Annotated in this window: 25 protein-coding genes; all 25 read left to right on the top strand. The window is 58.4% G+C overall.

Annotated elements, in window-relative coordinates; all coding sequences use genetic code 11:
* Window positions 1-63: 63 nt before the first annotated feature.
* The 25 genes from rplK to rpsN all read left to right on the top strand — a co-directional run bounded on the left by rplK (window position 64) and on the right by rpsN (window position 22,335).
* A complete protein-coding gene (rplK, locus tag J0W34_RS18335) occupies window positions 64-495 on the top strand; it encodes a 50S ribosomal protein L11 (protein WP_227816696.1) in 432 nt (143 codons plus the stop codon).
* Between the two features lie 2 nt (window positions 496-497).
* Window positions 498-1,199 (top strand): 50S ribosomal protein L1, encoded by a 702-nt coding sequence (gene rplA, locus J0W34_RS18330; protein ID WP_227816695.1) that lies wholly within the window; start codon window positions 498-500, stop codon window positions 1,197-1,199.
* A gap of 285 nt (window positions 1,200-1,484) precedes the next feature.
* Window positions 1,485-2,009, top strand: coding sequence for a 50S ribosomal protein L10 (gene rplJ / locus J0W34_RS18325; protein WP_227816694.1), 525 nt, complete (start codon window positions 1,485-1,487; stop codon window positions 2,007-2,009).
* Between the two features lie 63 nt (window positions 2,010-2,072).
* Window positions 2,073-2,453, top strand: a complete 381-nt coding sequence (rplL, locus tag J0W34_RS18320) for a 50S ribosomal protein L7/L12 (protein ID WP_227816693.1) — start codon at window positions 2,073-2,075, stop codon at window positions 2,451-2,453.
* A 138-nt stretch (window positions 2,454-2,591) separates the two neighbouring features.
* Window positions 2,592-6,725, top strand: coding sequence for a DNA-directed RNA polymerase subunit beta (gene rpoB, locus J0W34_RS18315; RefSeq protein WP_227816692.1), 4,134 nt, complete (start codon window positions 2,592-2,594; stop codon window positions 6,723-6,725).
* 39 nt (window positions 6,726-6,764) lie between these two features.
* Entirely contained in the window at window positions 6,765-11,045 is a 4,281-nt protein-coding gene (gene rpoC / locus J0W34_RS18310) for a DNA-directed RNA polymerase subunit beta' (RefSeq protein ID WP_227816691.1), read from the top strand.
* Window positions 11,046-11,176: 131 nt separating this feature from the next.
* A complete protein-coding gene (gene rpsL / locus J0W34_RS18305) occupies window positions 11,177-11,554 on the top strand; it encodes a 30S ribosomal protein S12 (RefSeq protein ID WP_173767320.1) in 378 nt (125 codons plus the stop codon).
* A gap of 36 nt (window positions 11,555-11,590) precedes the next feature.
* Window positions 11,591-12,061 (top strand): 30S ribosomal protein S7, encoded by a 471-nt coding sequence (gene rpsG, locus J0W34_RS18300; RefSeq protein ID WP_227816690.1) that lies wholly within the window; start codon window positions 11,591-11,593, stop codon window positions 12,059-12,061.
* A gap of 109 nt (window positions 12,062-12,170) precedes the next feature.
* Window positions 12,171-14,264, top strand: coding sequence for an elongation factor G (gene fusA, locus J0W34_RS18295; protein ID WP_227816689.1), 2,094 nt, complete (start codon window positions 12,171-12,173; stop codon window positions 14,262-14,264).
* A gap of 33 nt (window positions 14,265-14,297) precedes the next feature.
* On the top strand, window positions 14,298-15,488 hold the full coding sequence (gene tuf / locus J0W34_RS18290) for an elongation factor Tu (protein ID WP_227816688.1): 1,191 nt from the start codon (window positions 14,298-14,300) through the stop codon (window positions 15,486-15,488).
* 52 nt (window positions 15,489-15,540) lie between these two features.
* Window positions 15,541-15,852 carry a 30S ribosomal protein S10 gene (gene rpsJ / locus J0W34_RS18285; RefSeq protein ID WP_227816687.1) on the top strand — a complete coding sequence of 104 codons (312 nt, stop codon included), beginning with the start codon at window positions 15,541-15,543 and terminating at the stop codon, window positions 15,850-15,852.
* A gap of 113 nt (window positions 15,853-15,965) precedes the next feature.
* On the top strand, window positions 15,966-16,601 hold the full coding sequence (gene rplC / locus J0W34_RS18280) for a 50S ribosomal protein L3 (RefSeq protein WP_227816686.1): 636 nt from the start codon (window positions 15,966-15,968) through the stop codon (window positions 16,599-16,601).
* Window positions 16,601-17,221 (top strand): 50S ribosomal protein L4, encoded by a 621-nt coding sequence (rplD, locus tag J0W34_RS18275; RefSeq protein WP_227816685.1) that lies wholly within the window; start codon window positions 16,601-16,603, stop codon window positions 17,219-17,221. Before rplC ends, rplD begins: the two co-directional genes overlap by 1 nt.
* On the top strand, window positions 17,218-17,523 hold the full coding sequence (rplW, locus tag J0W34_RS18270; protein ID WP_230969719.1) for a 50S ribosomal protein L23: 306 nt from the start codon (window positions 17,218-17,220) through the stop codon (window positions 17,521-17,523). The genes rplD and rplW overlap by 4 nt, the downstream gene beginning before the upstream one ends.
* A gap of 7 nt (window positions 17,524-17,530) precedes the next feature.
* Window positions 17,531-18,355 carry a 50S ribosomal protein L2 gene (gene rplB, locus J0W34_RS18265; RefSeq protein ID WP_227816683.1) on the top strand — a complete coding sequence of 275 codons (825 nt, stop codon included), beginning with the start codon at window positions 17,531-17,533 and terminating at the stop codon, window positions 18,353-18,355.
* Window positions 18,356-18,365: 10 nt separating this feature from the next.
* Window positions 18,366-18,641 carry a 30S ribosomal protein S19 gene (rpsS, locus tag J0W34_RS18260; RefSeq protein ID WP_227816682.1) on the top strand — a complete coding sequence of 92 codons (276 nt, stop codon included), beginning with the start codon at window positions 18,366-18,368 and terminating at the stop codon, window positions 18,639-18,641.
* Between the two features lie 12 nt (window positions 18,642-18,653).
* Entirely contained in the window at window positions 18,654-18,983 is a 330-nt protein-coding gene (gene rplV, locus J0W34_RS18255; RefSeq protein ID WP_173768861.1) for a 50S ribosomal protein L22, read from the top strand.
* 9 nt (window positions 18,984-18,992) lie between these two features.
* Complete coding sequence (gene rpsC, locus J0W34_RS18250) at window positions 18,993-19,766, top strand: 30S ribosomal protein S3 (RefSeq protein ID WP_227816681.1); 774 nt, start codon at window positions 18,993-18,995, stop codon at window positions 19,764-19,766.
* Window positions 19,766-20,179, top strand: a complete 414-nt coding sequence (gene rplP / locus J0W34_RS18245) for a 50S ribosomal protein L16 (protein ID WP_227816680.1) — start codon at window positions 19,766-19,768, stop codon at window positions 20,177-20,179. The genes rpsC and rplP overlap by 1 nt, the downstream gene beginning before the upstream one ends.
* A gap of 2 nt (window positions 20,180-20,181) precedes the next feature.
* Window positions 20,182-20,376 carry a 50S ribosomal protein L29 gene (rpmC, locus tag J0W34_RS18240; RefSeq protein WP_227816679.1) on the top strand — a complete coding sequence of 65 codons (195 nt, stop codon included), beginning with the start codon at window positions 20,182-20,184 and terminating at the stop codon, window positions 20,374-20,376.
* Complete coding sequence (gene rpsQ / locus J0W34_RS18235; RefSeq protein ID WP_227816678.1) at window positions 20,373-20,642, top strand: 30S ribosomal protein S17; 270 nt, start codon at window positions 20,373-20,375, stop codon at window positions 20,640-20,642. Before rpmC ends, rpsQ begins: the two co-directional genes overlap by 4 nt.
* A 135-nt stretch (window positions 20,643-20,777) precedes the next feature.
* Window positions 20,778-21,146 (top strand): 50S ribosomal protein L14, encoded by a 369-nt coding sequence (gene rplN, locus J0W34_RS18230; protein ID WP_227816677.1) that lies wholly within the window; start codon window positions 20,778-20,780, stop codon window positions 21,144-21,146.
* Between the two features lie 9 nt (window positions 21,147-21,155).
* Complete coding sequence (gene rplX, locus J0W34_RS18225) at window positions 21,156-21,473, top strand: 50S ribosomal protein L24 (protein WP_227816676.1); 318 nt, start codon at window positions 21,156-21,158, stop codon at window positions 21,471-21,473.
* 9 nt (window positions 21,474-21,482) lie between these two features.
* Window positions 21,483-22,022 carry a 50S ribosomal protein L5 gene (gene rplE / locus J0W34_RS18220; protein WP_227816675.1) on the top strand — a complete coding sequence of 180 codons (540 nt, stop codon included), beginning with the start codon at window positions 21,483-21,485 and terminating at the stop codon, window positions 22,020-22,022.
* Between the two features lie 7 nt (window positions 22,023-22,029).
* Window positions 22,030-22,335, top strand: coding sequence for a 30S ribosomal protein S14 (gene rpsN / locus J0W34_RS18215; protein ID WP_227816674.1), 306 nt, complete (start codon window positions 22,030-22,032; stop codon window positions 22,333-22,335).
* The last annotated feature ends 10 nt before the right edge of the window (window positions 22,336-22,345 follow it).

The following is a 22,345-nucleotide window of genomic DNA, read 5'->3' as shown; positions in this document are numbered from 1 at the left end:
CGGTGTCGAGGAGCGTCAGCCGCAGGGCTGGCGCGTTTGCACTCATCATAGGAGTCAGCCGCAATGGCAAAGAAAATCATCGGCTATATCAAGCTGCAGATCCCTGCAGGTAAAGCCAACCCGAGTCCCCCGGTCGGTCCTGCGCTGGGTCAGCGTGGTCTGAACATCATGGAATTCTGCAAGGCCTTCAATGCTCGCACTCAGAGCCTTGAGCCGGGTCTGCCGATTCCGGTGGTCATCACCGCTTTCAGCGACAAGAGCTTCACCTTCATCATGAAGACGCCGCCGGCGTCCATTCTGATCAAGAAGGCGGCTGGCATCTCCAAGGGATCTCCGCGTCCGCACACTGACAAAGTGGGCTCGATCACGCGTGCCCAGATCGAAGAGATCGCCAAGACCAAAGAGCCCGATCTGACTGCGGCTGATCTGGAAGCGGCTGTGCGCACCATTGCTGGTTCTGCGCGCAGCATGGGTGTGACTGTGGAGGGCATGTAATCATGGCTAAGGTTTCCAAGCGCGTTGCAGCGCTCCGCGAAAAAATCGATCGCAATCGTGTCTATGGTCTGGACGAAGCGCTGAACCTGATCAAGGAATGCGCTACCGCCAAGTTCGATGAATCCATCGATGTGGCCGTGAATCTGGGTATCGATCCGCGTAAATCCGACCAGGTGGTCCGCGGTTCAGTCGTGCTGCCTGCCGGTACCGGCAAGAGCGTGCGCGTTGCCGTGTTCGCCCAGGGTGACAAGGCTGAGGCAGCCAAGGCTGCTGGGGCTGACGTCGTTGGTTTCGACGACCTGGCTGAGCAGGTCAAGGGCGGCACCATCGACTTCGACGTGTGTATCGCAACTCCGGACGCCATGCGCGTCGTCGGTGCGCTGGGTCAGATTCTCGGCCCGCGTGGTCTGATGCCGAACCCGAAGGTTGGCACTGTGACCATGGACGTCGACACCGCTGTCAAGAACGCCAAGGCTGGTCAGGTTCAGTATCGCGCCGACAAGGCGGGTATCGTGCATGCCACGATCGGCCGTGCTTCGTTCGATGTCGATGCTCTGCGCACCAATGCCCAGGCGCTCATCGAAGCCCTGAACAAAGCCAAGCCGGCTTCATCGAAAGGTCTCTATCTGCGCCGTATGGCCGTCTCCAGCACCATGGGTGCGGGCGTGCGCGTGGAGCCGTCGAGCGTCGTTACCGCCGCTTGACGAAGAATCTCCGACCCGCTCGCGGGCGAGTCGGAACTTTGGGCTGCACGCCTTCGGGCGTGCAGGTTGTCAAAGACCGCTGGGGGACGTCCGGGCCGGGATGGCCGGAGCAGACCTCAAATCCGCATGCACAAGCATGTGGGCCCAGCGTAGATGGCGTTGCCCGAATCAGGTTAGTCGGGGTGTCGAACGATGCCTCGTGAGCTGTTCTCCTGAATGACGGTCGCCGTTGTCGTTCCTTCCATGCTTCATCGGAAGGGATCAACCATTCAGTGGGAGATGACCGTGGGTCTCAATCTTGAAGGTAAGAAGGCGGTAGTTGCCGAGGTGAACGAGCAGGTCTCGAACGCCCAGGCAATCATCATCGCTGAGTACCGTGGTCTCGAAGTGGGTCAAATGACCGAATTGCGCGCGAAGGCGCGTGAAGCGGGCGTGTACCTCCACGTGCTGAAGAACACCCTTGCGCGTCGTGCCATTGCCGGCACGCCTTTCGAAGGCCTGAGCGACCAGCTCGTCGGTCCGCTGATCTACGGTATTTCCGAAGATCCGGTGGCGCCGGCCAAGGTGCTCAAGACTTTCGCCAAGGACAATGACAAACTCGTCGTCAAGGCGGGTGCAATGCCGAACTTCATCATGGATGAAGCCGGCGTGAATGCCCTGGCCACCATGCCGAGTCGTGAAGAGCTGCTTGCCAAGCTGCTCGGCACGATGCAGGCCCCGGTTGCCAAGTTTGTCCAGACGCTCAATGAAGTGCCTTCCAAGTTCGTGCGTGCGCTCGCCGCGGTCCGTGACCAGAAAGAGGCTGCATAACTTTTTCAAAGATTCTGTCTTCCGAGCAGGAAGACACGTGATTCGATATCAGGAGTTACACAAATGGCTATCAGCAAAGAAGATATCCTCGAAGCAATCGCTTCCATGTCCGTTCTGGAACTGTCCGAACTGATCAAGGAAATGGAAGAGAAGTTTGGCGTTAGCGCTGCTGCTGCTGCCGTCGCCGTGGCCGCTCCGGCTGCTGCCGACGCTGGCGCCGCTGCTGCCGAGAAGACCGAATTCGACGTGGTTCTGGCCACTGTCGGCGACAAGAAAGTCGAGGTCATCAAGGTCGTGCGTGCCGCTACCGGCCTGGGTCTGAAGGAAGCCAAGGAAATGGTTGACGGCGCTCCGAAGACCATCAAGGAAGGCGTTGCCAAAGACGAGGCCGAAGGCCTCAAGAAGCAGCTGGAAGAAGCTGGCGCGACTGTCGAGATCAAATAAGATCCCGTTGTTTCGCGGGGCTGGCGCCTGTTCAGGGTGCCAGCCCTTTCGTCCTTTTCTGAAGCCAGAAGAGAGCGTGCTTTGATCGAAGCATTTTGTCTCCTGTCTTCCCACGTCTGAACGCTACCCGGAGCATCTATGGCGTACTCCTACACCGAGAAAAAGCGTATTCGAAAAAGCTTCGCCAAAGGCGCAGCTGTTCTTGATGCGCCCTTTCTGCTGGCGACCCAGATCGAGTCGTTCGCTTCCTTCCTGCAAGCTGAGGCCCCGCCGGCCCAGCGAGCCAACCAGGGTCTTCAGGCTGCTTTCACATCGATTTTTCCGATCAGCAGCCACAGCGGCAACGCCCGTCTTGAGTTCGTCCATTATCTGTTGGGCGAACCTGCGTTTGATGTCAAGGAATGTCAGCAGCGTGGTCTGACGTTCGCTGCGCCGCTGCGTGCTCGCGTGCGCCTCGTGCTGATGGACAAGGAAGCGCCGAAGGACACCATCAAGGAAGTGAAGGAGCAGGAAGTGTACATGGGCGAAATTCCGCTCATGACCAACACCGGCTCCTTCGTGATCAATGGTACGGAGCGGGTCATCGTGTCCCAGCTTCACCGCTCCCCGGGCGTGTTCTTCGAGCACGACCGCGGCAAGACGCATGCCTCAGGCAAGCTGCTCTTCTCGGCGCGGGTGATTCCGTACCGTGGTTCGTGGCTGGACTTCGAATTCGATCCGAAAGACTTCCTGTACTTCCGTGTCGACCGTCGCCGCAAGATGCCGGTTTCCATTCTCATGCGCGCCATCGGCATGAGCACGGAAGACATCCTGTCGACCTTCCACGACTTCGACCAGTTCACGCTTCAGCCCGAAGGTGCGTCCTTCGTGGTGGTGCCCGAGCGTCTGCGGGGTGAAGTCGCGAAGTTCGACATCGCCGACAACGCCGGCAACGTGATTGTTGAAGAAGGCAAACGTGTCACGGCCCGTCATATCAAGCTGCTCGCCGAAGCAGGCGTCAGCGCCATCAATGTGCCGGACGAGTTCCTGCTCGGACGTGTCATTGCCAAGGATCTGATCGACGCTGAAACCGGCGAGATCGTTGCTCGCGCAAACGACGAGATCACCGAGGACCTGCTGGACTCGCTCCGCGACGCCAAGATTGCTGAGCTGCCGACGCTCTACATCAATGACCTGGATCGCGGCGCGTACATCTCGCAGACCCTGCGTACGGACGAAACCACGGACGAGTGGGCTGCCAAGGTCGCCATCTATCGCATGATGCGTCCGGGCGAGCCGCCCACGGAAGATGCCGTCGAGGCTTTGTTCCAGGGGCTTTTCTACGCTGAAGAGCGTTATGACCTGTCCGCAGTTGGCCGGATGAAGTTCAATCGCCGTGCGTATCCGGAGAAGATTGATAACAAGACGCCCGAATGGTATCGCCGCATGCTCGACAAGGTCGGGCAGCCGGGTGAGGAAGGTCCGGGTACCCTGTCGAACGACGACATCCTAGCCGTGATCGCCATCCTGATCGAACTGCGTAATGGTCGTGGCGAAATTGACGATATCGATCACCTCGGTAACCGTCGTGTGCGTTCGGTCGGCGAATTGGCCGAAAACCAGTTCCGCGCGGGTCTGGTCCGTGTCGAGCGCGCCGTGAAGGAACGTCTGTCCCAGGCCGAATCCGACAACCTGATGCCGCATGACCTGATCAACGCGAAGCCGATCAGTGCTGCCATCAAGGAGTTCTTCGGTTCCAGTCAGTTGTCCCAGTTCATGGATCAGACCAACCCGCTGTCCGAGATTACGCACAAGCGTCGTGTCTCGGCTCTCGGCCCCGGTGGTCTGACCCGCGAGCGTGCGGGCTTCGAAGTACGTGACGTGCATCCGACCCACTACGGTCGTGTGTGTCCGATCGAAACGCCGGAAGGTCCGAACATTGGCCTGATCAATTCGCTGGCCGTGTATGCCCGTACCAACCGCTATGGTTTCCTCGAGACGCCGTACCGGAAGGTGGAAAACGGTACCGTGACCGACCAGATCGATTACCTGTCGGCCATTGAAGAAGGTCAGTACGTCATTGCCCAGGCCAATGCCGAGATCGCTGAAGACAAGACCCTGGCGGGTGAGCTGATTTCCTGCCGTCACAAGGGCGAATTCACGCTGGCCACCGCCGATACGGTTCAGTACATGGACGTGGCGCCGGGCCAGATCGTGTCAGTGGCCGCTTCGCTGATCCCGTTCCTTGAGCATGACGATGCCAACCGTGCCTTGATGGGCGCGAACATGCAGCGTCAGGCCGTGCCGTGTCTGCGCCCCGAGAAGCCGCTGGTTGGCACCGGTATCGAGCGTACGGTTGCCGTTGACTCGGGAACCGCGGTTCAGGCGACGCGTGGTGGCGTGGTCGATTACATTGACGCGAATCGTATCGTGGTGCGTGTCAACGACGATGAAACCCTGCCGGGTGAAGTTGGCGTCGACATCTACAACATGATCAAGTACACGCGTTCGAACCAGAACACCAACATTAACCAGCGTCCGATCGTCAAGGTTGGCGACATCATCGCCAAGGGCGACGTGGTGGCCGACGGCGCCTCGACTGACCTGGGTGAACTGGCTCTTGGGCAGAACATGCTGGTCGCGTTCATGCCTTGGAACGGCTACAACTTCGAGGATTCGATCCTCATTTCCGAGCGCGTTGTTGCGAATGACCGTTTCACCTCGATTCACGTCGAGGAGCTGACGGTGGTCGCCCGTGACACCAAGCTGGGGCCTGAGGAAATCACGCGCGATATCGCCTCCCTCGGCGAAGCTCAGTTGAGCCGACTCGATGAGTCCGGCATCGTCTACATCGGCGCGGAAGTCGAAGCGGGCGACGTACTGGTGGGCAAGGTGACGCCGAAAGGTGAAACACAGCTGACGCCGGAAGAGAAGCTGCTTCGCGCGATCTTTGGCGAGAAGGCCTCCGATGTGAAGGACACCTCGCTGCGCGTGCCCTCCGGCATGAACGGCATTGTCATCGACGTTCAGGTCTTTACCCGTGAAGGCATCGAGCGCGACAAGCGCGCCCAGTCGATCATCGATGACCAACTCCGTAGCTTCAAGACGGATCTTGCCGACCAGATGCGTATTGTTGAACGCGATGCATTTGCTCGTATCCGTCGAATGATCGTGGGCCAGAAGGCCAACGGCGGACCGAAGAAGCTTGCCAAGGGCACGGAGATCTCCAACGACTATCTGGACGGTCTGGAGTCATACCACTGGTTCGATATCCGGATGGCGGAAGAATCGCTGGCAACTCAGCTTGAGGCCGTTCGTGAAGGCCTCGAGAAGACGCGCAAGGACTTCGAGCTGGCCTTTGAAGTGAAGAAGAAGAAACTCACTCAAGGCGACGAATTGCCCCCGGGCGTTCAGAAGATGGTCAAGGTCTATCTGGCAGTGAAGCGTCGTCTTCAGCCGGGTGACAAGATGGCGGGTCGCCATGGTAACAAGGGTGTGGTGTCCAAGATCGTTCCGGTCGAAGACATGCCCTACATGGAGGACGGTACGCCGGTCGACGTGGTGCTCAACCCGCTGGGTGTGCCCTCGCGGATGAACATCGGTCAGATTCTGGAGACCCACCTGGGCTGGGCCGCGAAAGGCCTGGGTGCCAAGATTGACACCATGCTTCGCGCCGAAGCCACCGCCAAGGAAGTTCGCGGTCTGCTGGAGCAGATCTACAACACCAATGGCAAGGCGGAGAAGCTCGACGAACTGTCCGATACCGAAGTGGTCGAACTCGCTGGCAACCTGACCAAGGGCGTCCCGTTTGCGACGCCGGTGTTCGATGGTGCCAAGGAAGAAGAGATCGAGGCCATGTTCGAAATCGCCGGTCTGCCCGTGTCCGGTCAGGTCACGCTGTATGACGGTCGCACCGGCGAGCAGTTTGAACGCAAGGTGACGGTCGGTTACAAGCACATCCTCAAGCTGCACCACTTGGTCGACGACAAGATGCACGCCCGTTCGACTGGTCCGTACTCCCTGGTGACCCAACAGCCGCTGGGTGGTAAAGCCCAGTTCGGTGGACAGCGTTTCGGTGAGATGGAGGTGTGGGCACTCGAGGCCTACGGCGCTTCCTATACCCTGCAGGAAATGCTGACCGTGAAGTCGGATGATGTGACCGGTCGTACCAAGGTGTACGAGAACATCGTCAAGGGCGAACACAAGATTGATGCCGGAATGCCGGAGTCCTTCAACGTGCTGGTGAAGGAAATCCGTTCTCTGGGTATCGATATCGACCTGGACCGTTACTGAGCCGATTGCGCTCACATGCTCAATCGGATGGAGTGATACATGAAAAGTTTGCTCGCTGACCTGTTCAAGCAAACCCTCCCCAACGAGGAGGAGTTCGACGCGATCACCATTGGTCTCGCGTCGCCGGACAAGATCCGTTCCTGGTCGTATGGTGAAGTCAAGAAGCCCGAGACCATCAACTACCGTACGTTCAAGCCCGAGCGTGACGGCCTGTTCTGCGCCAAGATCTTCGGCCCGGTCAAGGATTACGAGTGCCTGTGCGGCAAGTACAAGCGCCTGAAGCACCGTGGCGTCATTTGCGAGAAGTGTGGTGTTGAAGTCACGCTCTCGAAGGTGCGTCGCGAGCGTATGGCCCATATCGAACTGGCGTCGCCAGTCGCGCACATCTGGTTCCTGAAGAGCCTGCCAAGCCGTCTTGGCATGGTGCTCGACATGACCCTGCGTGACATTGAGCGTGTGCTCTACTTCGAAGCGTTCGTGGTGGTCGAGCCGGGTATGACGCCGCTCAACCGTGCGCAACTGCTCACCGAAGACGATTACCTTGCCAAGGTGGAAGAGTACGGCGACGAGTTCGACGCGGCCATGGGCGCGGAAGGTGTGCGCGAACTGCTGCGCACGCTGGACGTCAACCTCGAAATCGAAAAGCTGCGCGGCGAACTCGAAGCCACCAGCTCTGACGCCAAGATCAAGAAATTTTCCAAGCGCCTGAAGGTGCTTGAGGCCTTCCAGCAATCCGGTATCAAGCCCGAGTGGATGATTCTGGAAGTGCTGCCCGTGCTACCGCCGGACCTGCGTCCGCTGGTGCCGCTGGACGGTGGCCGATTCGCGACTTCGGATCTGAACGATCTGTACCGTCGCGTCATCAACCGGAACAACCGTCTGAAGCGTCTGCTCGAGCTCAAGGCGCCTGAGATCATCGTGCGCAACGAAAAGCGCATGCTTCAGGAAGCGGTTGACTCGCTGCTCGACAACGGTCGCCGCGGCAAGGCCATGACGGGCGCCAACAAGCGTCCGCTCAAGTCGCTGGCCGACATGATCAAGGGCAAGGGCGGTCGTTTCCGTCAGAACCTGCTTGGTAAGCGTGTCGACTATTCGGGTCGTTCGGTCATCGTGGTGGGCCCGCAGCTCAAGCTGCACCAGTGTGGTCTGCCCAAGCTGATGGCCCTCGAGCTGTTCAAGCCGTTCATCTTCAACAAGCTCGAATTGATGGGGCTGGCAACGACCATCAAGCAGGCCAAGAAAATGGTCGAGAGCCAGGAGCCGGTGGTGTGGGACATCCTTGAAGATGTCATCCGCGAGCATCCGGTGATGCTGAACCGTGCGCCGACCCTGCACCGACTGGGTATTCAGGCCTTTGAGCCGGTGCTGATCGAAGGGAAGGCCATTCAGCTGCACCCGCTGGTCTGTGCCGCGTTCAACGCCGACTTCGACGGTGACCAGATGGCTGTGCACGTGCCGCTGTCCCTCGAAGCCCAGATGGAAGCCCGCACCCTGATGCTGGCGTCCAATAACGTGATCTCCCCGGCCAATGGCGAACCGATCATCGTGCCGTCGCAGGACGTGGTGCTGGGTCTCTACTACGCCACCCGTGAGGGTATTGGCGAGCGGGGCGAAGGCATGATCATGACCGATATCTCCGAGGTCAAGCGTGCCTATGAGTCCGGCAAGATTTCTCTGCACGCCCGGATTACCGTGCGTATCAAGGAAGTCGATCTGACCGAAGAGGGGGAACGCGTCGAGAAGATCGTGCGCCACGAAACAACGGCGGGCCGCGCGCTGCTCTCAGAGATTCTTCCTGCGGGTCTGCCCTTCAAGTTCATCGACAAACCGCTGAAGAAGAAAGAGATCTCCAAACTGATCAACCATTCCTTCCGCCAGTGCGGTCTGAAGGAAACGGTTGTCTTTGCCGACAAGCTGATGCAGTTCGGTTTCAGCCTCGCGACGCGCGCTGGTGTTTCCATTGCGGTCAAGGACATGCTCGTCCCGACCCAGAAGGAAGACATCATCCACGCAGCCGAAAACGAGGTGAAGGAAATTGCCGAGCAGTACGCCTCCGGTCTTGTGACCGACGGCGAGCGCTACAACAAGGTGGTTGATATCTGGGGTCGCACCGGTGATCAGGTGGCCAAGGCCATGATGGATCAGCTGGGTAAGGACCGGGTGCAGGATACCTTCGGCGACCTGCCGCGCGAAGACTGGTGGAAAGCCGTCTATGCCGGTGGCGTCGACAAACCGCAGCCGAAGGACACCGCGCTTGAGTCGTTCAATTCCATCTACATGATGGCCGACTCCGGTGCACGTGGTTCAGCTGCACAGATTCGACAGCTGGCGGGGATGCGAGGCTTGATGGCGAAGCCGGATGGCTCGATTATCGAGACACCGATTACCACCAACTTCCGTGAAGGCCTGAACGTGCTTCAGTACTTCATCTCCACCCACGGTGCGCGTAAAGGTCTGGCCGATACGGCACTGAAGACCGCCAACTCCGGTTACCTGACTCGTCGTCTCGTCGACGTGACTCAGGATCTGGTGGTGACCGAGGATGATTGCGGTACTCGCGAAGGTTTCAATCAGAAGGCGCTCATCGAAGGTGGCGAGACCATCGAGCCATTGCGTGATCGTATTCTTGGCCGCGTGACCGCCGAAGATGTGGTCAATCCAGACAGTCAGGAAACGGTGCTTGAGCAGGGCACCCTGATCGACGAAGCCGCGTGTGAGCTGATCGAGAGCCTGGGTATTGACGAAGTGCGTGTGCGGACACCGCTCACGTGTGAAACCCGCTATGGTCTGTGTGCGAAGTGCTACGGTCGCGATCTGGGACGTGGTTCCCTGGTCAATAGCGGTGAAGCGGTGGGCGTGATTGCTGCGCAGTCGATTGGTGAGCCGGGTACCCAGCTCACCATGCGGACCTTCCACGTGGGTGGTGCCGCATCTCGTGCGGCCGCTGCAAGCTCGGTGGAATCCAAGTCGGCCGGCTCGATCCGCTTCACGCAGAACATGCGTTACGTGACCAATGCCAAGGGCGAAAAGATCATCATCGCGCGTTCGGCGGAAGTGCTGGTGGCCGACGATATGGGTCGTGAGCGTGAGCGTCACAAGGTGCCGTACGGTGCGACCCTTCAGGTCAACGATGGTGATACCGTCAAGGCCGGCCAGCAGCTTGCGACATGGGATCCGCACACCCGCCCGGTGGTGACCGAATACGCCGGTACGGTGAAGTTCGAGAACGTGGAAGAAGGCGTGACCGTTGCCAAGCAGATCGACGATGTCACGGGTCTGTCGACCCTGGTCGTGATCGATGCCAAACGCGGCTCGAGCACGCAGTCCAAGGGCGCACGTCCGCAGGTGAAACTGTTCGACGACAACGGTCAGGAAGTCATGATCGCCGGCACGGATCACGCCGTTGCCATGACCTTCCAGGTGGGCTCGATTATCGCCGTCAAGGACGGTCAGAAGATCGACGTGGGTGAAATTCTCGCTCGCATCCCGCAGGAATCTGCGAAAACCCGCGATATCACCGGTGGTCTGCCGCGTGTGGCCGAGCTGTTCGAAGCCCGTTCTCCGAAAGACGCCGGCGTGCTCGCCGAGTACACCGGCACCATGTCCTTCGGCAAGGAAACCAAAGGCAAGCAGCGTCTCGTGATCACCGAGCCGGACGGCAACTCGCACGAGTTCCTGATTCCGAAGGACAAGCACGTGATGGTGCACGACGGTCAGGTGGTGAACAAGGGTGAGGCGATCGTCGATGGTCCTGCGGACCCGCATGACATCCTGCGCCTGCAGGGCGTCGAAGCGCTGGCTCGCTATATCATCGATGAAGTGCAGGACGTGTACCGTCTGCAGGGTGTGAAGATCAACGACAAGCACATTGAGGTGATTGTTCGCCAGATGCTGCGTCGTGTGGTCATCATCGATTCCGGCGATACCCGTTTCATTCGCGAAGAGCAGGTCGAGCGTTCCGAAGTGCTGGACGAAAACGACAAGATGGAAGCCGAAGGCAAGCTGCCGGCGCGGTATGAGTACGTGCTCCTCGGTATCACCAAGGCATCGCTCTCGACCGACTCGTTCATTTCAGCGGCGTCCTTCCAGGAAACGACCCGCGTCCTCACCGAGGCTGCCATTATGGGTAAGCGCGACGAGCTGCGTGGTTTGAAGGAAAACGTGATTGTGGGGCGTCTCATCCCGGCCGGCACCGGCTTGGCATACCACCGCAATCGACGTGCTCAGAACGAAGGGGAAGACCTGGGTGGGCAGCATGCATGGGCCGAAGGTGAGGAAATCATCATCGACCTCCCGCAGGAAGATGCACCGACTAGTTGACCTTTATTAGAAACCAGCGTTAAAATCCGGCCTCTTTTTGTAGACTGGCCAATCGTAGTCAGTTGCAGCCGGAATAAACCGCCCGAGGCGGCCCGAGTGGCTGCCTCGGTTTTTTGGGAAATTCTCAAGCTATGCCAACAATCAATCAGCTCGTCCGCAAGCCGCGGAAATCCGCCGTTGTCAAAAGCAACGTCCCGGCGCTGGAAGCCTGCCCGCAGAAGCGTGGCGTGTGCACCCGCGTCTACACCACGACGCCTAAGAAGCCGAACTCTGCGCTTCGTAAGGTCGCCAAGGTGCGCCTGACCAATGGTTACGAGGTGATCTCGTATATCGGCGGTGAAGGTCACAACCTGCAGGAGCACTCCGTGGTCCTGATTCGTGGTGGTCGTGTGAAGGATCTGCCGGGTGTGCGCTATCACATCGTGCGCGGTTCGCTCGATCTGCAAGGCGTGAAGGATCGCAAGCAGTCGCGCTCCAAGTACGGCGCAAAGCGTCCGAAGCAAGCCTGATTGTTGGCTCACACAAGAATCTGAAGGAAGATCGTCATGCCCCGTCGTCGCGAAGTTCCCAAGCGGGAAATCCTGCCTGACCCGAAATTCGGTAGTCAGGATGTGTCCAAGTTTATTAGTGTCATCATGCAGGACGGCAAGAAGGCCGTTGCTGAGCGTATCGTCTATGGTGCCTTTGATGCCATCTCCAGCAAGTCCGGCAAGGATCCGCTTGAGGTGTTCTCAACCGCTCTCGGTAATGTGAAGCCGGTGGTTGAGGTCAAGAGCCGTCGTGTTGGTGGTGCAAACTACCAGGTGCCAGTTGAAGTTCGCCCTTCCCGCCGTATGGCGCTGTCCATGCGTTGGTTGCGTGAAGCTGCGCGCAAGCGCGCCGAGAAGTCCATGGCTCAGCGCCTGGCTGGTGAGCTGCTGGAAGCTGCTGAAGGTCGCGGCTCTGCCATGAAGAAGCGCGAAGAAGTTCACCGCATGGCTGAAGCCAACAAGGCTTTCTCGCACTACCGCTTCTGATTCACAAGTATCAGTGAGTCGAGCCCCCATGTGAGGGGGCTCGACTTTTTGTCATCGTTTGGAATGAAAATCGCATCCTTTTGGCGATTTAACTAGGCAGGACAACACCGTGGCCCGCAAAACTCCTATCGAGCGCTACCGCAATATCGGTATCTCCGCGCACATTGACGCCGGCAAGACCACCACGACCGAGCGTATCCTTTTCTATACCGGTGTGAACCACAAGATCGGTGAGGTTCATGATGGTGTGGCCACCATGGACTGGATGGCGCAGGAGCAGGAGCGCGGTATTACCATTACCTCCGCTGCGACGACCTGCTTCTGGAAAGGCATGGATCTGTCCTTGCCGGAGCATCGCATCAATATTATTGACACCCCGGGGCACGTCGATTTCACCATCGAGGTGGAGCGTTCCATGCGTGTGCTTGATGGTGCGTGCATGGTTTATTGCGCGGTGGGTGGTGTTCAGCCTCAATCCGAAACGGTGTGGCGTCAAGCGACCAAGTATCGTGTGCCTCGTCTTGCCTTCGTGAACAAGATGGACCGCCAGGGTGCCGACTTCTACAAGGTTGTTGAGCAGATGAAGACGCGGCTGAAGGCGAACCCGGTTCCGGTGGTGTTGCCGATCGGTGCTGAAGAAAACTTTGCCGGCGTGGTCGATCTGGTCAAGATGAAAGCGATCATCTGGGATGACGCTTCAATGGGTTCCAAGTTCGAGTATGTCGATATCCCGGCGGATCTGGCGGATAAGGCAGCTGAATATCGCGAGCAGATGGTTGAGGCAGCTGCTGAGGCCTCCGAAGAGCTCATGGATATTTACCTCGAAGGCGGAGAATTGAGCGAAGAGCAGATCGTCGCCGGTTTGCGCAAGCGCACGATCGCCTGCGAAATCCAGCCGATGCTGTGCGGCACTGCATTCAAGAACAAGGGTGTGCAGCGCATGCTCGACGCAGTGATCGAATTCATGCCGAACCCGACCGAAGTCCCGGCGGTGCAAGGTATCGATGACGACGGTAACGAGGCGACCCGCAAGTCGAGCGATGACGAGAAGTTCTCGGCGTTGGCGTTCAAGCTGATGACGGATCCGTTTGTGGGGCAGCTGACGTTCATTCGCGTGTACTCCGGTGTTCTCAATTCCGGCGATACCGTGCTGAACTCGATCAAAGGCAAGAAGGATCGTATTGGCCGTTTGCTGCAGATGCACGCCAATGATCGTCAGGAGATCAAGGAAGTCCGCGCAGGTGATATCGCGGCTGCAGTGGGCCTGAAAGAAGTGACCACGGGTGAAACCCTGTGCGATCCGGCTGCGCCCATCATCCTTGAGCGTATGGAGTTCCCGGATCCGGTGATTCACGTCGCGGTCGAGCCGAAAACCAAGAGCGACCAGGAAAAGATGGGTCTCGCCCTGTCGCGACTCGCCCAGGAGGATCCTTCCTTCCGTGTGCGTACGGATGAAGAGTCTGGTCAGACCATCATCTCTGGTATGGGTGAGCTGCACCTTGAGATCATCGTGGACCGGATGAAGCGCGAATTCAACGTCGAGGCAAACGTGGGTGCGCCTCAAGTGGCTTATCGCGAGGCGATTCGCTCCACCGTTGAACAGGAAGGCAAGTTCGTCAAGCAGTCCGGTGGTCGCGGTCAGTATGGTCACGTTGTGATCAAGCTGGAGCCGAACGAAACGGGTAAGGGCTACGAATTCATCGACGCTATCAAGGGCGGTGTGGTGCCGCGCGAATACATCCCTGCGGTTGATCGTGGTATCCAGGACACGTTGCCGAATGGCGTGCTGGCCGGTTTCCCGGTTGTCGACGTCAAGGTCACGCTGGTCTTCGGTTCCTATCACGATGTCGATTCGAACGAAAACGCGTTCAAGATGGCCGGTTCGATGGCCTTCAAGGACGCCATGCGCAAGGCAAACCCGGTGCTGCTTGAGCCGATGATGGCTGTCGAGGTGGAGACGCCGGAAGAATTCATGGGTAACGTCATGGGCGACCTGTCCGGCCGCCGCGGTATCGTTCAGGGTATGGACGACATCGCTGGCAACATGAAGGGTATCCGTGCAGAAGTGCCGCTGGCCGAGATGTTTGGCTATGCCACTTCGCTGCGTTCGCTGACGCAAGGTCGTGCGACCTACTCCATGGAGTTCAAGCACTACTCCGAGGCGCCGAAAAACGTCGCCGATGCCGTGATTAACAAGAAGTAATTTCGAAATTTTCAGGAAATCAAGGAAGCAATAATGGCTAAGGGAAAGTTTGAGCGTAACAAGCCGCACGTGAACGTTGGCACGATTGGTCACGTTGACCATGGCAAGACCACGCTGACGGCCGCCATCACCACGGTGCTGACCGCCAAGTTCGGTGGCGAAGCCAAGGACTATGCAGCGATCGACAGCGCGCCCGAAGAGAAGGCGCGTGGTATCACGATCAACACCGCACACGTCGAGTACGAGACCGAAAGCCGTCACTACGCTCACGTTGACTGCCCGGGTCACGCCGATTACGTGAAGAACATGATTACTGGTGCCGCCCAGATGGACGGCGCGATTCTGGTGTGTTCCGCCGCTGACGGCCCGATGCCGCAGACCCGCGAACACATCCTGCTGGCCCGTCAGGTTGGCGTTCCGTACATCATCGTGTTCCTGAACAAGTGCGACATGGTCGATGACGAAGAGCTGCTCGAGCTGGTGGAGATGGAAGTTCGCGAACTGCTCTCCAAGTACGAGTTCCCGGGCGACGACATCCCCATCATCAAGGGTTCTGCACTGAAGGCCCTGGAAGGTGACCAGTCCCCGATCGGCGAGCCGGCCATCATGGAACTGGCAGCTGCGCTGGATAGCTACATCCCGACGCCTGAGCGTGCCATCGACAAGCCGTTCCTGCTGCCGATCGAAGACGTGTTCTCGATCTCTGGTCGCGGCACCGTGGTGACCGGTCGTGTCGAACGCGGCATCGTGACCGTGGGCGACGAACTGGAAATCGTGGGTATCAAGGACACCGTCAAGACCACCTGCACTGGCGTGGAAATGTTCCGCAAGCTGCTGGATCAGGGTCAGGCTGGCGACAACGTGGGCGTGCTGCTGCGCGGCACCAAGCGTGAAGACGTCGAGCGTGGTCAGGTGCTGGCCAAGCCGGGCTCCATCACCCCGCACACCCACTTCACGGGTGAGGTGTATGTGCTGTCGAAGGAAGAGGGCGGTCGTCACACCCCGTTCTTCAACAACTATCGCCCTCAGTTCTACTTCCGTACCACGGACGTGACCGGTTCGATCGTGCTGCCCGAAGGCACCGAGATGGTCATGCCGGGTGATAACGTGTCGATCACCGTGAAGTTGATCGCCCCGATCGCCATGGAAGAAGGTCTGCGTTTTGCAATTCGCGAAGGTGGCCGTACCGTCGGCGCCGGCGTCGTTGCAAAAGTGATCGAGTAATCATGCTACCGGGCGGCCGATGGTCGGCCGCCCTCGCTCTTTGGAAAAAATCATGCAAAGCCAGAAAATCCGCATTCGTCTGAAAGCCTTCGACTATCGCCTGATCGATCAGTCTGCGCTCGAGATCGTCGAAACCGCCAAGCGCACCGGCGCCGTGGTTCGTGGTCCCGTCCCGCTGCCGACCCGCATCGAGCGTTACAACGTGCTGCGTTCGCCGCACGTGAATAAGGCTTCTCGTGATCAGTTCGAAATCCGTACCCATCAGCGTCTGATGGACATTGTGGATCCGACTGACAAGACGGTTGATGCGCTGATGAAACTCGATCTGCCTGCCGGCGTCGATGTGGAAATCAAGTTGCAGTAATCAAGGGCTTGTGTTTGGCGCGATTGGGCCGGTATAATCCGGCCCTTGCGTTTTTCGCGCAAAAAAGATTATTTACGGTCCCGGTCAATCGTAACCGGGTTTAGGAGAATAAAATGAGTCTAGGCCTTGTTGGTCGCAAGGTCGGCATGACTCGCATTTTCGCCGAGGATGGTCAGTCCATCCCGGTGACGGTGCTTGACATGTCCGACAACCGCGTTAGCCAGATCAAGTCCGAGGAATCAGACGGTTATTTGGCCGTTCAGATTGCTTTTGGAAAGCGCCGGGCCAGCCGCGTGGGCAAACCGCTCGCCGGTCACCTTGCGAAAGCCGGCGTCGAGCCGTGCAGCCTGCTTCAGGAATTCCGCGTGGATGCATTGCCCGATTTCAAGCCGGGTGACGCGCTGACGGTGGATCTGTTCGAAGTGGGTCAAAAAGTTGATGTTGTTGGTACGTCGATCGGTAAAGGTTTTGCCGGTGCGATCAAGCGCCACAACTTCTCGTCAAACCGTGCTTCTCACGGTAACTCTCTGTCGCATCGCGCCCCGGGTTCAATCGGCCAGGCGCAGGATCCGGGTCGAATTTTCCCGGGTAAGCGCATGGCGGGTCACTTGGGTGATGTTCGTACGACGACCCAGAACCTGGAAATCATTCGCGTGGACGCCGAGCGCCAGTTGCTGCTGGTCAAAGGGGCGGTCCCGGGTGCCAAGGGTGGCAATGTGGTCGTTCGACCGGCCGTCAAGGGGGCGTAATGGAACTCAAGCTTCTCAACGACCAGGGTCAGTCGGCTGAAACCGTTCAGGTTTCCGATACGCTCTTCGGTCGCGAATACAACGAAGCGCTGGTGCATCAGCTGGTAGTGGCTTATATGGCCAACGCCCGTTCTGCCAATCGCAAGCAGAAAGATCGCTCCGAAGTGCAAAAATCCACGCGCAAGCCGTGGCGCCAGAAAGGTACGGGTCGTGCTCGTGCCGGTATGGCGTCCAGCCCGATCTGGCGTGGGGGTGGCAAGGTTTTCCCGAATAGCCCGGATGAAAACTTCACCCAGAAGATCAACCGCAAGATGTACCGTGCCGGCGTGGCTTCGATTCTGTCGGAGCTGGCGCGTCAGGACCGTATTTGCGTGGTTGAGGATTTCTCTCTCGAAGCACCGAAGACCAAGCTGCTGGCTGAAAAGCTCAAGAGCATGGGTCTCGATTCGGTGCTCGTGATTACCGACGATCTGAACGAAAACCTGTTCCTGTCCTCGCGCAATCTGCGCAATGTGCTGGTGCTCGAAGTTTCCGAAGCAGATCCGGTCTCGCTGGTGCGATTCCCGCAGGTTGTTGTGACCAAGGGTGCGCTGGCCAAGATGCAGGAGGGTTGGCAATGAGTCAGCTTCATCAAGAGCGTCTGCTCCAGGTGCTGCTTGCCCCGCAGATTTCGGAGAAGGCTACCTACGTAGCCGACAAGAACGAGCAGATCGTTTTCCGCGTTGCTTCCAATGCGACCAAGCCTGAGATCAAGGCGGCTGTCGAGCAGCTGTTTGATGTCAAGGTCAAGTCGGTGCAGGTCAGCAACGTCAAGGGCAAGGAAAAGCGCTTCGGTCGCATGATCGGGCGTCGTCAGGGTTGGAAAAAGGCGTTTGTCTGCCTCCAGCCTGGCCAGGAAATCAACTTTGCGGCAGGGGAGTGATTGAGTCATGGCGTTGGTAAAAGTCAAACCGACCTCCGCTGGCCGTCGTGCTGTCGTCAAGGTCGTCAATAAGGATCTGTACAAGGGCAAGCCCTTTGCAGGTCTGGTTGAGAAAAAGAGCAAGAGTGCTGGCCGCAATAACGCGGGTCGCATTACCGTCCGTCACCAGGGCGGTGGTCACAAGCAACACTATCGTGTTGTCGACTTCCGTCGTAACAAGGACAACATCCCGGCCAAGGTCGAGCGGATCGAATACGATCCGAACCGGTCTGCGCACATTGCGCTGTTGTGCTACGCGGATGGCGAGCGTCGGTACATTATTGCGCCGCGTCACCTTGAAGTCGGTGCGCAGGTGCAAAGCGGCTCCGAGGCGCCCATCAAGCCGGGTAACGCCCTGCCGATCCGTAACATTCCGGTCGGTACCGTGATCCACTGCATCGAAATGCAGCCGGGTAAGGGTGCGCAGATTGCGCGCTCCGCCGGTGCTTCGGTCCAGTTGCTGGCTCGCGATGGCAGCTATGCTCAGCTGCGTCTTCGCTCTGGCGAGATCCGTCGTGTGCATGTCGAGTGTCGCGCGACCGTGGGTGAAGTCGGTAACGGCGAGCACGCCCTTCGCAAGCTGGGCAAAGCAGGTGCAAAGCGCTGGCGTGGTGTGCGCCCGACGGTTCGTGGTGTGGTTATGAACCCGATTGATCACCCGCATGGTGGTGGTGAAGGTCGTACCTCTGGTGGTCGCCATCCGGTGAGCCCGTGGGGTCAGCCGACCAAGGGTTATCGTACCCGCAGTAACAAGCGCACCACTTCCATGATCGTTCAGCGCCGTAAGCGTTAAGGGGTAACAGATGACTCGTTCTCTGAAAAAAGGCCCGTTCATCGACGCGCACCTTCTCAAGAAGGTGGATGCGGCGCGGGTAAGTAACGACAAGCGACCGATCAAGACCTGGTCGCGTCGTTCCACGATCCTTCCGGATTTCATTGGCCTGACCATCGCTGTTCACAACGGCCGTCAGCACGTGCCCGTGTTCGTGACTGAAAACATGGTTGGCCACAAGCTTGGCGAATTTGCCCTGACCCGTACGTTCAAGGGGCATCTCGACAGCAAGAAGTCCAAGCGCTAAGGAATGATGGAAATGGAAACTAAAGCCATTCTCCGCGGTGTGCGCCTGAGCGCCCAGAAGGGTCGTCTCGTGGCGGACCAGATTCGCGGCAAATCCGTCGAGCAGGCCCTGAACATCCTGGCTTTCTCGCCGAAAAAAGGCGCCAAGATCATCAAGAAGGTGGTCGAGTCGGCTATCGCAAATGCAGAACACAACGACGGTGCAGACATCGACGCGCTCAAGGTGAAGACCATTCACGTTGAGGAAGGCATGACGCTCAAGCGCTTCACGGCGCGCGCGAAAGGCCGCGGCAACCGCATCCTCAAACCGACCTGCCACGTGTTCGTCACGGTGGGTGACTAAGGGGGACTTATGGGACAGAAAATTCATCCTACCGGTTTCCGCCTCCCCGTCACACGTGACTGGACGGCGCGCTGGTATGCCAACAAGCAGGATTTCGCCAAGACGCTCGCTGACGATCTCGCGGTGCGTGATTTCCTCAAGAAGAAGCTTGCACACGCATCCGTCGGGCGTGTCCTCATCGAGCGCCCAGCGAAGAATGCGCGCATCACGTTGTATTCGGCTCGTCCGGGTGTCGTGATCGGCAAGAAAGGCGAAGACATCGAGAAGCTCAAGGCCGAGCTTCAGAAGATGATGGGCGTGCAGGTTCACGTCAATATCGAAGAAGTGCGCAAGCCGGAGACGGATGCGCAGCTGATCGCCGATTCGATCGCTCAGCAGCTCGAGCGCCGTATCATGTTCCGTCGTGCCATGAAGCGCGCCATCCAGAACGCCATGCGTCTGGGCGTGCAGGGCATCAAGATCATGAGTGCGGGTCGATTGAACGGTATCGAAATTGCCCGTACCGAGTGGTATCGCGAAGGTCGTGTGCCTCTGCACACCCTGCGCGCGAACATCGACTACGGCACTTCGGAAGCCAAGACCACCTACGGCATCATCGGCATCAAGGTGTGGGTCTACAAGGGCGAAGTCCTGGGCCGCAACGAACAGCCGGCCGCTGGTGAAAATGAAAACGAGCCGCGTCGTTCACGCCGTGGCCGTGGCGATGGCGAAGGGCGCAATGCTCGTCGTGGCGGTCGTCGCGATGCTGAGCGCAACGAAGGCGCCGAGAGCAGGAGTGAATAATGCTTCAGCCGAAACGCAGAAAATATCGTAAAGAGCAAAAAGGTCGTAACACTGGCCTGGCGACCCGTGGTAACAAGGTCTCCTTCGGTGAATACGGTCTTAAAGCAACTGGCCGTGGTCGTATGACCTCCCGTCAGATCGAATCCGCGCGTCGCGCCATGACCCGTCACATCAAGCGTGGCGGCCGCATCTGGATCCGCGTCTTCCCGGACAAGCCGATCTCCCGCAAGCCTGCGGAAGTTCGTATGGGTAAGGGAAAGGGGAATCCGGAGTACTGGGTTGCCGAGATTCAGCCGGGCAAGGTCCTGTACGAAATGGATGGTGTTGACGAGGCGCTGGCACGTGAGGCGTTTCGCCTTGCCGCCGCCAAACTGCCGTTCGCGACCACCTTTGTCACGCGGCATGTGGGGTAATCATGAAAGCAAGTGAACTCCGCGCGAAAAGCGTAGAAGAACTGAATACGGAATTGCTGGAGCTGCTCAAGGCTCAATTCAGCCTGCGCATGCAGCACGCGACCCAGCAGTTGAACAACACCAGCCAACTGGGCAAGGTGCGTCGCGACATCGCACGTGTCCGCACCCTGTTGCGTGAAAAGGCGGTTCAGCAATGAGTCAGGAAACTGTGAAAGCAACCCGTACGCTGTACGGCAAGGTTGTCAGCGACAAGATGCAGAAGACGGTAACTGTGCTGGTTGAGCGCCGCGTGAAGCACCCGCTGTATGGCAAGGTGATCGTGCGTTCCGCGAAATACCACGCACATGATGAAGACGGTGTGGCCGCTGCAGGCGATACTGTGGAGATTCAGGAGTGCCGTCCGATCTCCCGCTCGAAGTCCTGGCGCGTGTCGCGCGTTGTGGAAAAAGCGCGCATCATCTAAAAAAGTTGCGATAGGGGCTTGGCAAGTGGGCGCCAAACCCCTATAATTCCGCTTCTTTGCCTTTTCGGGCAAATTTACCCAGACGGGTTCCAAGACTGACCGCTTCGGTGCGGGGCAAGTTGGAGAGCTAATTCAATGATTCAAATGCAGACGATTCTGAACGTCGCCGACAATTCGGGCGCGCGTTCGGTGATGTGCATCAAGGTGCTGGGCGGCTCCAAGCGTCGCTACGCCGGAGTGGGTGACATCATCAAGGTTGCGGTCAAAGAGGCGGTGCCTCGCGGTCGCGTTAAAAAGGGTGACGTGTACAACGCCGTTGTTGTTCGTACGGCCAAGGGCGTTCGCCGTCCGGATGGTGCCCTGATCAAGTTTGACGGCAATGCTGCTGTGTTGCTGAACACCAAGCTGGAGCCGATTGGCACCCGTATCTTCGGGCCGGTGACGCGTGAGTTGCGTACCGAGCGCTTCATGAAGATCGTGTCCCTCGCTCCTGAAGTGCTTTAAGGAGCGGTCATGAACAAGATTCGTACTGGCGACGAAGTTATCGTCCTGGCCGGCAAGGATCGCGGTCGCCGTGGTTCCGTGCTGCGTCGTGTTGATGATGAGCGCGTTGTTGTCGAGGGCGTCAATCGTGTCAAGAAACACGTTCGTCCGAACCCGATGAAGGGTGAAGTGGGTGGCATTATCGAGAAGGAAATGCCGATTCATGTTTCCAATGTTGCGCTGTTCAACCCGGCCTCCCAGAAGGGTGATCGCGTGGGTGTGAAGACGCTTGAGGATGGCCGCAAGGTTCGCGTCTTCAAGTCGAACGGCGAACTGGTCGACGCGTAAGGATTCGTGATGGCACGCTTGCAAGAATTTTACAAGGACACCGTTGCTCCGGGTCTGGCCGAAAAATTTGGCTATAAGTCGCCGATGCAGATTCCGCGAATCACCAAGATCACTCTGAATATGGGTGTTGGTGAGGCGGTCGGTGACAAGAAGGTGCTTGAGCACGCGGTTGGTGATATGACCAAGATCGCCGGTCAGAAACCGGTGGTGACCAAGGCTCGTAAATCGATCGCTGGCTTCAAAATTCGCGATGGATACCCGATTGGTTGCATGGTGACCCTGCGCGGTCCGCGCATGTTCGAATTCCTGGATCGTCTGGTGACGATCGCGCTGCCGCGTGTCCGCGATTTTCGCGGTGTTGGCGGTAAGGGCTTTGACGGTCGTGGCAACTACAACCTGGGTGTCAAAGAGCAGATCATTTTCCCGGAAATCGAATACGAGAAAGTGGATGCGATCCGTGGCATGAACATCAGTATCACCACGACGGCGAAAACGGATGCCGAGGCGCGTGCGCTCCTCGAGGCATTCAAGTTCCCGTTCAAGAATTGAGGGCGATATGGCGAAATTGGCTCTGATCAATCGCGAAGAAAAGCGTGCAAAGCTGGTGGCTAAATATGCCGCCAAGCGCGCTGCTCTGAAAGCGCAAATCAAGGATTCCAGCCTGTCGGAAGAAGAGCGTATGTCTGCTCGCCTTAAGCTGCAGCAGTTGCCGCGCAATGCCAACCCGACGCGTCAGCGCAATCGCTGTTCGCTGACCGGTCGCCCGCGTGGTGTTTTCCGCAAGTTCGGTCTGTGTCGTAACAAGCTGCGTGAAGTGGCATTCCGTGGCGAAGTGCCCGGCATGACCAAGGCGAGCTGGTAAGGAGAGACGA

It is taken from the genome of Nitrogeniibacter aestuarii (assembly GCF_017309585.1).
GTDB lineage: Bacteria > Pseudomonadota > Gammaproteobacteria > Burkholderiales > Rhodocyclaceae > Nitrogeniibacter > Nitrogeniibacter aestuarii.
The sequence above is the reverse complement of the archived record's forward strand: the minus strand, read 5'-3'. Positions and strand labels throughout refer to the sequence as shown.